This is a genomic window from Pseudaminobacter soli (ex Li et al. 2025) (genome assembly GCF_003012705.1).
GTDB lineage: Bacteria > Pseudomonadota > Alphaproteobacteria > Rhizobiales > Rhizobiaceae > Pseudaminobacter > Pseudaminobacter soli.
In genome coordinates this window covers 724,154-735,442 of sequence record NZ_PXYL01000001.1, presented here as the reverse complement: position 1 = coordinate 735,442, position 11,289 = coordinate 724,154, and the positions used below count along the sequence as shown (strand labels likewise).

At 61.6% G+C, this 11,289-nt stretch carries 9 protein-coding genes and 1 tRNA gene; 5 read left to right on the top strand and 5 right to left on the bottom strand.

Annotated elements, in window-relative coordinates:
- Positions 1 to 97 precede the first annotated feature (97 nt).
- The gene (locus C7I85_RS03515; RefSeq protein ID WP_106722533.1) at positions 98 to 1,339 is read right to left on the bottom strand and encodes an ABC transporter substrate-binding protein; all 1,242 of its coding nucleotides are present in this window, start codon (positions 1,337 to 1,339) and stop codon (positions 98 to 100) included.
- Between the two features lie 353 nt (positions 1,340 to 1,692).
- Between C7I85_RS03515 and C7I85_RS03510 the strand changes: the two genes are divergently transcribed.
- A complete protein-coding gene (locus tag C7I85_RS03510; protein WP_106722532.1) occupies positions 1,693 to 2,745 on the top strand; it encodes a LacI family transcriptional regulator in 1,053 nt (350 codons plus the stop codon).
- A 70-nt stretch (positions 2,746 to 2,815) separates the two neighbouring features.
- Here the strand turns inward: C7I85_RS03510 and mntR are convergent, their stop codons facing one another.
- From mntR to C7I85_RS03490, 4 genes are all read right to left on the bottom strand, one after another.
- Positions 2,816 to 3,265: a manganese-binding transcriptional regulator MntR gene (gene mntR / locus C7I85_RS03505; protein ID WP_106722531.1), complete on the bottom strand. Its 450-nt coding sequence runs from the start codon at positions 3,263 to 3,265 to the stop codon at positions 2,816 to 2,818.
- Positions 3,266 to 3,371: 106 nt separating this feature from the next.
- Entirely contained in the window at positions 3,372 to 4,673 is a 1,302-nt protein-coding gene (locus tag C7I85_RS03500) for an Nramp family divalent metal transporter (RefSeq protein ID WP_106722530.1), read from the bottom strand.
- 318 nt (positions 4,674 to 4,991) lie between these two features.
- Positions 4,992 to 5,081 (bottom strand) — tRNA-Ser (locus C7I85_RS03495).
- A gap of 220 nt (positions 5,082 to 5,301) precedes the next feature.
- Positions 5,302 to 5,886 (bottom strand): DUF4337 domain-containing protein, encoded by a 585-nt coding sequence (locus C7I85_RS03490; protein WP_106722529.1) that lies wholly within the window; start codon positions 5,884 to 5,886, stop codon positions 5,302 to 5,304.
- A 198-nt stretch (positions 5,887 to 6,084) separates the two neighbouring features.
- Between C7I85_RS03490 and C7I85_RS03485 the strand changes: the two genes are divergently transcribed.
- The 4 genes from C7I85_RS03485 (at position 6,085) to C7I85_RS03470 (ending at position 11,280) form a co-directional block, all read left to right on the top strand.
- The gene (locus C7I85_RS03485) at positions 6,085 to 7,314 is read left to right on the top strand and encodes an MHYT domain-containing protein (protein ID WP_106722528.1); all 1,230 of its coding nucleotides are present in this window, start codon (positions 6,085 to 6,087) and stop codon (positions 7,312 to 7,314) included.
- Between the two features lie 156 nt (positions 7,315 to 7,470).
- Entirely contained in the window at positions 7,471 to 8,334 is an 864-nt protein-coding gene (locus C7I85_RS03480; RefSeq protein WP_106722527.1) for an FAD binding domain-containing protein, read from the top strand.
- A gap of 28 nt (positions 8,335 to 8,362) precedes the next feature.
- Entirely contained in the window at positions 8,363 to 8,863 is a 501-nt protein-coding gene (locus C7I85_RS03475; RefSeq protein ID WP_106722608.1) for a (2Fe-2S)-binding protein, read from the top strand.
- The gene (locus C7I85_RS03470) at positions 8,860 to 11,280 is read left to right on the top strand and encodes an aerobic carbon-monoxide dehydrogenase large subunit (RefSeq protein ID WP_106722526.1); all 2,421 of its coding nucleotides are present in this window, start codon (positions 8,860 to 8,862) and stop codon (positions 11,278 to 11,280) included. Before C7I85_RS03475 ends, C7I85_RS03470 begins: the two co-directional genes overlap by 4 nt.
- The last annotated feature ends 9 nt before the right edge of the window (positions 11,281 to 11,289 follow it).

Below are 11,289 nucleotides of genomic sequence, written 5' to 3'. Positions count from 1 at the left end.
CGAGATGATCAAGACGGGGTGGAGGACGCGGTGCCGCTCTCCCTCCACCCCGCTCGCCTCGTTCGCGACCCTTCCGGAAACGGGAGGGCAGACTGCCTCAGTCAGCGGAAGCGATGATGTCGGCGAAGCGCTTTTGCGCGTCTTCGATGCTCATGTCCTGCTTGGCGAAGAACTCGGAGAAGAGATCCTCCTTCTGCTTCTGACTGTCCTGGGAAAGCAGCTGGTCCGTCCACGGAATGACGTCGCCCTTGGCCAGGATGTCGAGGCCCTTCTTCATGCAGTCGTTGGCCGCGTTGAGATCGACGTCACCGCGCACCGGCAGCGAGCCCTTCTTGAGATTGAAGGCGACTTGCGTCTGCGGGTTGAGCAGCGTTTCCGCCAGTACTTCCTGCGCCTTGGCCTTTTCCGGATCCTTCAGCAGCGGGAAGTAGAAGGCGTCGCCGCCCGTGGCGATGACGGGATTGACGCCGAGGCCGGGCAGACAGGTGTAGTCCTTGCCGGCCACCTGGCCCGCCACCTGGAACTCGCCCTGCGCCCAGTCACCCATAATCTGGCCGCCGGCCTTACCGGTAATGACCATATTGGTGGCCTGGTTCCAGTCCTGCACGTTGGTGTTCTTGGCCATCTTGCGGGCATCGTCAGCCGCCTTGAACACCTTGGCGATTTCGGGACCTGCGGCGAAGTCCTTATCCTTGTCCTTATAGACTTTCAGGAAGGCGTCGGTGCCGCCTACAGCCGCCATCAGCACGTCGAAGGCGCCGGCCGCCTGCCACGGCTGGCCGCCGACCGCGAGCGGCACGATACCCGCCTTCTCCAGTGCGGGAGCTGCCGCAACATACTCATCCCACGTCTTTGGCACAGGCACGCCGGCCTTGGCGAAGGCGTCGTTGGACAGCCAGAGCCACTGCCAGGAATGAATATTGACCGGCACGCAATAGATCTTGCCGTCAACCGTGCAGCTGTCGAGCAGGCTCTTCGGCCGCACGATCTCGGTCCACTTCTCCTTCGTGGCGATATCGGTGAGATCGCGCATCAGGCCGGCCTGGATCAACTCTTCCGCCTGGCGGCCGTGATTAAACTGGGTGGCGCCCATCGGGTCGCCGCCGGTGATGCGGCTGATCATGATTGGCCGTGCCGTGCCGCCCGAACCGGCGATGGCGCCGTCGACCCAGCGATTGCCCGTGGCGTCGAAGGCCTTGGCGAACTCCCCTACCGCCGCCGCCTCGCCGCCCGACGTCCACCAATGCGTGACTTCCAGATCCGTCGCTGCCGCCACGCCAGTGAAAGCGCAGGCTGCGGCGGCCGCCGCCAAAACGGCGGTGACGCTTCTGTATAGCATTTCGGTTCCTCCCAGAATCTGAAACGTTACAGATTTTCGATACGGTAATTGCCGCACCCGCGCAAGCCCGAAGGCGGCATTTTGTCGCGTGCCGAATAAAATCGGCCCGCGAGCCATTTTGCTCCGCAACGTGCCTTCGCGAACGCACAAGAACCTGATGCACTGCAATATTCAACACAACAGCCCACGGATTACGTCATGGCAGTCCCTCACCCGCCAATCGCAGAACCACAGATCTTCTCGCAATCTATAACGTTTCAGAATAAAACGATCCCGAAATGCGGCGATGCAGGGCTAGTCGGCAATTGCGGGCGCGTTTCGGGGCTGCTATGCGCCTGCCGGGCGGATGGGGAATGGACAAAGACGAAAGATCCGAAGGATTTGAGCAAGCGGAGGCAGGCAGGCCAACGCTGAAGACGCTTGCGTTCATGACGGGGCTCGGCGTCACCACTGTCTCTCGTGCGCTCAAGGATGCACCCGAGATCGGCGCCGAGACGCGTCGTCGCGTGCAACTGGTCGCCAAGCAGATCGGGTATCGGCCCAACCGCGCCGGCGTGCGCCTGCGCACCGGCAAGACCAACGTCATCTCACTGGTGCTCGACACCGAGGAGCAGGTTGGCGGTTTCGTGTCCGACATGATCTACGGCATTTCGGAGGCGCTCGCACCCACGCCCTATCACCTCATCGTCACGCCCTACTCGCGCAACAACGATCCACTCGAGCCGGTGCGCTACATAGTGGAGACGGCCTCCGCCGACGGCATCATCATTTCGCGCACCGAGCCCGACGACAAGCGCGTGCGCTACATGACCGAGCGCGGCTTCCCGTTCGCGACCCATGGCCGAACCGAAATGGGGATCGAGCACCCCTATCACGACTTCGATAATTACGCCTTCGCCGCCGAAGCGGTGAGGAAGCTGGCTGCGCTGGGCCGGCGCCGCCTGGCGCTGCTCGCTCCGCCCGCCAATCTCAGCTACTACCACCATATGCGCAACGGCTTCGCCGACGCTCTGGTCGACTGTGGCCTGAGCGAGGTGCCTTTCCCGGCCGCCACCGTCGACCATTCGATCGAGCACATCCGCGCGCGCACCACAGAGCTGATGCGACGCCCCCTCAGGCCGGATGGCATCGTCTCCGGCGCCAGCGCCGCTGCCTTTGCATTGGTGGCTGGCGTCGAGGATGCCGGCCTCAGCATCGGCACCGACCTCGACATCGTCTCAAAACAGTCGTCACGGCTGCTGCATCTCTTGCGGCCGCAACTCTATGTGGTGAACGAGGATGTGCGTCTGGCGGGCGCGGAGCTTGCCCGCGCCGTTATGGGCGGTATCGCCGGAGCGCCTGTGGCGTCGCTGCAGAGCCTCAAGCGGCCAACGACCGTGGAAGCGTACAAAACCCAGCCAAAGTAGAATATCGATCCCGCGGACCTCCCTGCGGCAATCCCCGAACGGCTTATCTCCGGCGGCATGCCGAGATATGTCAGCCGTTCTTCAAAAACCGCTCGAACGCCTCCAGCGTCTTTTCGCTGACGTGATGCTCAATACCCTCGGCATCGTTTCTTGCGGTGTCGGGGTCTACGCCAAGGCGACAAAGAAGAGCCTCGACGATCTCGTGCCTGCGCCGCGCAGCGGCCGCCAGCCGCTGGCCTTCCTCGGTCAGGAACACGCCCCGATAAGGGCGCTGCGTGACCAGGTTCTCCTCGGCGAGGCGCTTGAGCATCTTGGCGACTGTCGGCTGGGTGACACCGAGACGCTGCGCGATATCCGTCTGGCGCGCCTCACCCGAATGCTCGATCAGATCAGCGATCAGCTCGACATAATCTTCCATCAGCTCGGTCCGCCGCGCATCGCGACTTTTCTGGAAAGCCTCGGCTTGGGTCTCGACTTCGGTCGGGGACGAACGGCTAGCTTGGGAAGTTCGAGATTTCATTGAGGCGGGGCACCTTCGCGTAGCCGAGAGTCAGTCTAAAGTTAAACCTCGACCATAACTAATTCAGCCCCGCTATGAAACCCCGCCTCCCGTTTCAAGCCAGCCGCTAGCCAAGCCCGGGGATCGGAATGCCGAACGTGTCGAGAAGCAGAAAGACGTTCAGGAACAGGATGATGATCGTTCCGATGATCGCCACGATGTCGGTAAGCCGGCCGTTGGCGAAGTTGCCCATGATGGCCCGGTTGCGCGTGAACATCACGAGCGTGATCATCGGAATTGGCAGCGCGAAAGATAGAACGACCTGGCTGTAGACCAGTGCATCCGTGGTGTTCACCCCCATCAGCACCACAGCGAATGCCGGCAGCATCGTCACCATGCGGCGCACCCAGATCGGGATGTGGAAACCGACGAAGCCCTGCATGATCATCTGTCCGGCCATGGTGCCGACTGCGGACGATGAAATGCCCGAGGCCATCAGCGAGATGAGGAAGAAGCTGGCTGCCGCCCCGCCAAGCAGCGGCGTGAGCGAATGATAGGCAGTCTCGATCTCGGCAACGTCGGGATGACCGGCATGGAAGGCGGCAGCAGCCATGATGACCATGGCCATGTTGACCGCACCGGCAACCGTAAGCGCGATGATGCATTCCCAGTTCGAGAAGCGCACCAATGTACGCCGCTCGCTGTCGTCGCGCGCGCGGACTCTGTTCTGCATCAGGCCGGAATGGAGATAGAGGGCGTGCGGCATAACTGTCGCGCCGATGATGCCGACCGAAATCGTCAGTGCTGCTGCATCCGGCATTTTCGGCAGGACCATGCCGACGGCAGCCTCCCCCCAAGCAACAGGCGCGATGACCATCTCGGCCACGTAGCAAAGGCCGATGGTTGCGACGAGCGCGCCGATGATGAGCTCTATCGGCCGGAAACCGCGCCCCTCGAACAGCAACACGCCGTAGGTCACGATCGCAGTGACTGCCATGCCGGCAATCAGAGGCATCTGAAAGAGCAGCGCCAGGCCGATCGCACCGCCGAGGAATTCCGCCAGGTCGGTGGCCATCGCCGCCACCTCGCTGACCGCCCACATCGCATAGCGAACCGGCGTCGAGAATTCGTCGCGGCACATCTCGGCGAGGTTGCGGCCGGTGACGATGCCGAGCTTGGCCGAAAGCGCCTGGAACAACATGGCGATCAGGTTCGCCATCAGCACGACCCACAGCAGCGAATAGCCGTAGCCCGAGCCCGCCTGGATGTTCGTCGCGAAGTTGCCGGGATCCATATAGGCGATCGAAGCGATCACCGCCGGCCCCGCGAAAAGCAGCATCGAGCGCACGCCTCGGCGCCGACCGCCCAACACCTCGCGTATGTGCGCATCCGTACGTTCAGACAGCGTCTGTACCGACACAGTGTCCATTATTGCATTCCTCAGCCTGTTTCAGGGAAACGTAGCCAATGCTATATTGATGTCAATATACCATGATAGAGAGCATGAGCTAACATGCGGCAACGACAAATCGAGAGCCGACATGCCCCGGGACGAGTGCCCCGGCTCAGCCGGGATGAGAGCAGGCTGGGTTCATTAAGTTGCGGACAACGCCGGTCCCGGCTAGCGGTGCCGCCCCAAGACCAGTGGTAGTCACGCTCACGCGCACCGAGAGGGAGTCGCTAGATTTGTGTCCGACGCTATAGGCTTTTACGAAAAGCCAAAATATCACAATAAATCAAAGTGATATGGCGGAGGGAGTGGGATTCGAACCCACGGAGACATCACTGCCTCGCCGGTTTTCAAGACCGGTGCCTTAAACCGCTCGGCCATCCCTCCCGGCATTGATTTCGTTAGCTTTTATGGATTTCCTGCAGCTTTAGGCAAGGTCGCTGCTACCATTTTGCTACCGAATGCTATGCAGTGTCGCCTTTACCGCGCCCCGGATCGCTGCGTCAACCTGTTCTGTAGCGTCTGCTTGGGATGAGATTTCCGCGATTAGCCGCACGCTCGGCCGCTTCATGACAAACTGGACCGATCCCGCCACTCCGGTTCGGACTCAGGATGCCACTAGCCCCCAGACAAATATGGCGGCGCCGATAATGCCAAGCGCCATCGAACCGAGCCAGGCCAGGCGCTTTCGCGTCAATGCAGCCACCGCGCCCAGGGCAATCGCGACTTGCAGAAGCGCAACCGCATTGGCGAAGAAGTGATGCCGATGGATCAGTTTGTCGGCCTCCACGCCCTTCTCGTCTCGTTGGCTCTCAAGTTCCTGCGCCTTCTTCTGCGCTTGCTGCTGCTCGTCATTGTGGCGAGCAAGGTTCTTCTCGATGTCTGGCGGAATTGGTTTATCCAGGCTCGCAAGCAGGCTTTTCTGGGATTCAAGGACGACAGCCTTGATGCCCTTGGCCTGATAGTAGGCCCATTGGTCCGACGCTTGCGTTTGCAACTGCGCCGCTTCGGTCTTGAGCGCGAGCGCCTCGTTGACCGAACTGCCCGCAAGCAGCGCGGCCACAGCGGCCAATGCTGCAAGTAGCGCGGTGGTCAGCGCTATCGTGCGAAGCAACGGGCTGCCCTCTTTCTCCACTTCCTCGTGGATAGCCTCGTGCAGCTTGTCGGTGTCGACTTCGATCTCTTCTGGCATGGCGCGCTCACGGGTTGCGTATCAGCGTAGCCTGGAATTGCACATGGTTGTAGCCGCTCTCTCTCCGCAGGCCAGGGTTGCCCGGCGTTCACGGTGGCGGGAGAACTCGCCCGTCGTTGTCAACCAAGCCTTGGCGCATATAGTGTTGCGCAAGGAGAAGGCACGCTCGGGCAACGGTAAACGCGTGCCGGTGCCGATATGCTCCAAGGGCATAATCCATATCTCGTCGTGCTTTCGATACTGATCGCCATCCTGGGCGGCTACACCGGTTTTGGCCTCGCGGCGCGCATTCGCGGCACGCCGGGCCTGAGGAGAAGACTTCTCCTGGCTGGCGCCACCTGCTTTCTGGCCCTCGGAATCTGGACCATGCATTTCGTCGGCATGCTCGCAACTCCGACGCCGCAGGGCACCAGTTATCTCGTATTGCCTACCGTCTTGTCCTTCCTCATTTGCGCACTGGTCGTCGGCGTCTCACTGTTCTTCGTCAGCATTGGCGAACCCTCGGAAGTGCGTGTAGCAGCCGCCGCTCTCCTCCTCGGAGCCGGCATCGTCTCGATGCACTATGTCGGCATCCACGGCCTGGATGGCCCATTCCGCATAGAGCATGACCGATCGATGGTCCTGCTCTCCATCCTGATTGCCGTTGCCACGGCCTATGGCGGGCTGCACATCTTCATGGCACGCCATGTCGGCCGTCGGCTGGCTCTCAGCGCGATTGCATTCGGCATCGCCGTATCTGGCATGCACTATACCGCGATGCACGGCATGCATTTCATGCCAACAGCCGAGGCAGCACATGCATCGGCCGGAGTTGCCGTGTCGCCGCAGGATCTGTCGCTGGTCGTGGCACCTTTGTGCTTCCTGATCACGGCTGGCTTTCTGCTCTTTCTCGTCCCTGAACCGCGGGCACCGGTTGCCCCCGGATTGTCCGATCGAACTCCGCCATCGGCCGACACCATTGTCGAAGGCCCGGCATTCGAAAGGGCATGGCGCGAAACGAGTGGGCCGCGTCTCGCCGCGTCCCCGCTGGGTGGCTTGGGGCAGCCGCGCATCGCATCTGTATCACGCCTGCCCTTGGAGGGTGTGGGAGGCACACTTTTCATCGACGTCGGCGACATCCGCAGCGTGCGTGCCGACGCCCATTACACGCAAATCCACGACGGTGTTCGCGAGCGCATGTGTCTGTGGTCGATCTCGGACGTGGAGGCGCGGCTCGATCCGGGACTTTTTCTGCGCGTACACAGAAGCCATATCATCGCGATTCCTCATGTTGTCGTCATGCGCCGGGAAGGAGATGGAGCGATGGTGGAGTTGGATGGCCCTCACCCCCATATCGTGCCGGTCAGTCGCGCGAAGATGGCCGAACTGCGCACCCGTCTCGGCTTGGCGCGGCGGAATATGCAACCCCCGATAGGTAAGCCAAGCTGACGCAGTTGGTGCTCGGCTGGCCGCATGTCGTGCAAATTTCCGGCACTCGTGACGCAACCGGCTTGGGTGGATTGCACACCAACTGCCAGAGGAACAGGCTCCCCCAAAACGTTCGGATCCCGAGGTTCCGGAACGAAGAAACGGGTGGAGGAAACGATGATTCCAGGCCCTTTCGAATATCACCGGCCGACGACGATCGCCGATGCGGTCAAGCTCCTATGCGACTTCGGCGATGACGCGCGTCCCCTCGCCGGCGGCCACAGCCTTATCCCCATGATGAAGCTCAGGCTGGCAACGCCGTCGCATCTGATAGATTTGCAGGCCCTGGAGGCACTCAAGGGCATCCGGCGCGAGGCCGAGAGCATCGTGATCGGCCCGATGACCACGCAGCATGAGCTGCTGAGCTCGCAAATCATCTCAAAATCGCTGCCTATACTCCATGAGGCAGCGCTGGTGATTGCCGATCCACAGGTGCGCTACCGCGGCACCATCGGTGGCAATATTGCCAATGGCGATCCCGGCAATGACATGCCGGCGTTGATGATGACGCTGGACGCAACCTATCGCCTGGTGGGCACGGACGAGACGCGCGAAGTCTCCGTACGCGACTACTACCAGGGCGCCTACTTTACGGCCCTCGAGCCTGGTGAAATCATGACTGCCATCACGATTCCGGTTCCGCCAGTCGGGCACGGCTATGCGTATGAAAAGCTGAAGCGCAAGATTGGCGACTACGCCACCGCGGCGGCCGCAGTCATCCTGACCATGTCGGACGGCAAGGTGGCAACCTGCTCGATCGGCCTCACCAACCTCTCGGAAACGGCCCTCCTCGCCGAAGACGCCGCGCAGCTGGTGATCGGCACCGCGCTCGACGACGCCACGTTGAAAAAGGCTTCCGCCGCGGCTGAGGCAATCATGTCGCCGGCTGCGGATGGCCGCGGCCCGGTCGAATACAGAAAGCATGTTGGCGGTGTCATGGTCGCGCGCGCGTTGAAACGCGCGGCGAGCGTGGCCGTTTGAGGGAGGCAGGACGATGACCACGCCCCAGATCGGAAAGATCCACGTGACGATGACGGTGAACGGCACGCAGGTTGACGGGCTGGTCGAACCGCGCTTGCTCTTGGTGCACTTCATCCGCGAAAACCTGCAACTCACCGGCACCCATATTGGCTGCGAGACCTCGCATTGTGGCGCCTGCACGGTCGATCTCGACGGCATGTCGGTCAAGAGTTGCACCGTCTTCGCCGTCCAGGTCGACGGTGCCAACATCATGACCATTGAAGGCATGGCCAATGCCGACGGCACGCTTTCGGCGCTGCAGGAAGGCTTTCGCATGATGCATGGGCTGCAATGCGGCTTCTGCACGCCCGGCATGATCATGCGCGCCCACCGACTGCTCAAGGAAAATCCGAACCCGAACGAGGAAGAGATCCGGTTCGGCATCTCGGGCAATCTCTGCCGCTGCACCGGCTATCAGAACATCGTCAAGGCAATCCAATACGCTGCCGCCAAGCTGAACGGCACCGAATTCAAGGAGGCCGCGGAATGAACGACATCACCCTTACGCGCGAAGAGCGCGAAGCCAAGCTTGAGGGTCTTGGCTGCAGACGCAAGCGAGTGGAGGACATCCGCTTCACCCAGGGCAAGGGCAACTATGTCGATGACCTGAAGCTGCCCGGCATGCTGCATGGCGACTTCGTGCGCTCGCCCTATGCCCATGCGCGGATCAAATCCATCAACAAGGATGCGGCGCTGAAAGTGCCCGGCGTTCTTGCCGTGCTGACGGCCGAGGATCTGAAGGGCGTCAACCTCGCCTGGATGCCGACGCTTGCCGGCGACGTGCAGATGGTGCTGGCCGACGGCAAGGTTCTGTTCCAGGGACAGGAGGTGGCCTTCGTGGTCGCCACCGATCGCTATGCAGCCGATGACGGCGTTGTGGCCGTCGACGTCGAGTATGAGGCGTTGCCGGTTCTTATCGATCCTTTCAAGGCATTGGAGCCAGATGCTCCAGTTCTACGTGAAGATATCAAGGACAAGATGGACGGCGCACACGGCCCTCGCCGGCATCCCAACCACATCTTCGAGTGGACGGTCGGCGACAAGGAACTCACCGACGCTGCGTTCAGCAAGGCGGAGGTGGCGATCAAGGAGTTGATCTCTTACCAGCGCGTCCACCCCTCGCCGCTCGAGACCTGCCAATGCGTCTGCTCCTTCGACAAGATCAAGGGCGAGCTGACCATATGGGGTACGTTCCAGGCTCCGCATGTCATCCGCACCGTGGTGGCGCTGATCGCCAAGCTGCCGGAACAGAAGATCCATGTGATCTCGCCGGACATTGGCGGCGGCTTCGGCAACAAGGTCGGCGCCTATCCCGGCTATATCTGCGCGGCAGTCGCCTCGATTGTCACCGGCAAGCCCGTCAAATGGGTGGAGGACCGCATAGAAAACCTGACGGCCACGTCGTTTGCGCGCGACTACCACATGACCGCCGAGATCGCGGCCACCAAGGAAGGCAAAGTCACCGCGCTTCGCGTGCATGTCCTTGCCGATCACGGCGCTTTCGACGCCTGCGCCGACCCGTCCAAATGGCCGGCCGGCTTCTTCAACATCGTCACCGGGTCCTATGACTTCCCGACCGCCTATGTCTCTGTCGACGGCATCTACACCAATAAGGCACCCGGCGGCGTTGCCTATCGCTGCTCCTTCCGGGTGACGGAAGCCGCCTACTGCATCGAGCGCGCGATGGACATACTCGCCCAGAAGCTCGGCATGGACCCCGCCGAACTCCGCATGAAGAACTTCATCAAGCCAGAGCAGTTTCCGTACCATTCGGCTCTCGGCTGGGAATACGACTCCGGCGACTACCAGACCGCTCTGAACAAGGCGTTGGAAACGGTCAAATACGAAGACCTGCGCAAGGAGCAGGCCGCCAAGCGCGAGGCCTTCAGGCGCGGCGAGACGCGCGAGATCATGGGCGTAGGCGTGTGCTTCTTCACCGAGATCGTCGGCGCCGGACCCTCCAAGAACTGCGATATCCTTGGCATCGCCATGTTCGACAGTTGCGAGATCAGGCTGCACCCGACAGGCGCCGGCATTGCCCGCATGGGCACCAAGAGTCAGGGCCAAGGCCACGAAACCACCTATGCACAGATCATCGCGTCCGAAATCGGTATCCCCGCCGAGGACATCACAGTGGAGGAAGGCAATACGGACACTGCACCTTATGGGCTTGGCACTTATGGCTCGCGCTCAACGCCCGTAGCGGGTGCTGCGATCGCCACGGCAGCGCGGAAAATCAAGGCGAAGGCGCAGATGATTGCCGCCTACAGACTGGAGGTTCACGAAGACGACCTTGAATGGGACGTCGACGGATTCCGAGTAAAGGGCCTGCCCGAAAAGTTCATGTCGATGAAGGACATATGCTGGGCAGCTTACAATTCGGTTCCGCCCGGCATGGAACCCGGATTGGAGGCAGTCAGCTACTACGACCCGCCCAACATGACCTATCCGTTCGGCGCCTATGTCTGCGTCATGGACATCGACGTGGATACCGGCGTCTACAAGGTGCGCCGCTTCTACGCGCTCGATGATTGCGGCACCCGCATCAACCCGATGATCATCGAGGGACAGGTTCATGGCGGGCTGACCGAGGCCTTCGCCATCGCGATGGGCCAGGAGATCCGCTACGACGAAACCGGCAACGTCCTGACCGGTTCGTTCATGGATTTCTTCCTGCCGACGGCCATGGAAACACCGCATTGGGAGACCGACTACACGGTCACGCCCTCGCCGCATCATCCGATCGGCGCCAAGGGCGTGGGCGAGAGCCCGAATGTCGGCGGCGTGCCGGCTTTTTCCAATGCCGTCAACGACGCCTTCTCGTTCTTGGGCTCGACGCACATCCAGATGCCGCACGACTTCTGGCGCAACTGGCAGGCGGCAAAGCGGCTGGGGGTCACGGGGTAAGGAAACGCC

What these genes read in the sequence shown, in the direction of transcription:
- C7I85_RS03480 (WP_106722527.1), top strand. Translation starts at nt 7,471, where the DNA reads ATGATTCCAGGCCCTTTCGAATATCACCGGCCGACGACGATCGCCGAT.
- C7I85_RS03490 (WP_106722529.1), bottom strand. Translation starts at nt 5,886, where the DNA reads ATGCCAGAAGAGATCGAAGTCGACACCGACAAGCTGCACGAGGCTATC.
- C7I85_RS03515 (WP_106722533.1), bottom strand. Translation starts at nt 1,339, where the DNA reads ATGCTATACAGAAGCGTCACCGCCGTTTTGGCGGCGGCCGCCGCAGCC.
- C7I85_RS03485 (WP_106722528.1), top strand. Translation starts at nt 6,085, where the DNA reads ATGCTCCAAGGGCATAATCCATATCTCGTCGTGCTTTCGATACTGATC.
- mntR (WP_106722531.1), bottom strand. Translation starts at nt 3,265, where the DNA reads ATGAAATCTCGAACTTCCCAAGCTAGCCGTTCGTCCCCGACCGAAGTC.
- C7I85_RS03510 (WP_106722532.1), top strand. Translation starts at nt 1,693, where the DNA reads ATGGACAAAGACGAAAGATCCGAAGGATTTGAGCAAGCGGAGGCAGGC.
- C7I85_RS03470 (WP_106722526.1), top strand. Translation starts at nt 8,860, where the DNA reads ATGAACGACATCACCCTTACGCGCGAAGAGCGCGAAGCCAAGCTTGAG.
- C7I85_RS03500 (WP_106722530.1), bottom strand. Translation starts at nt 4,673, where the DNA reads ATGGACACTGTGTCGGTACAGACGCTGTCTGAACGTACGGATGCGCAC.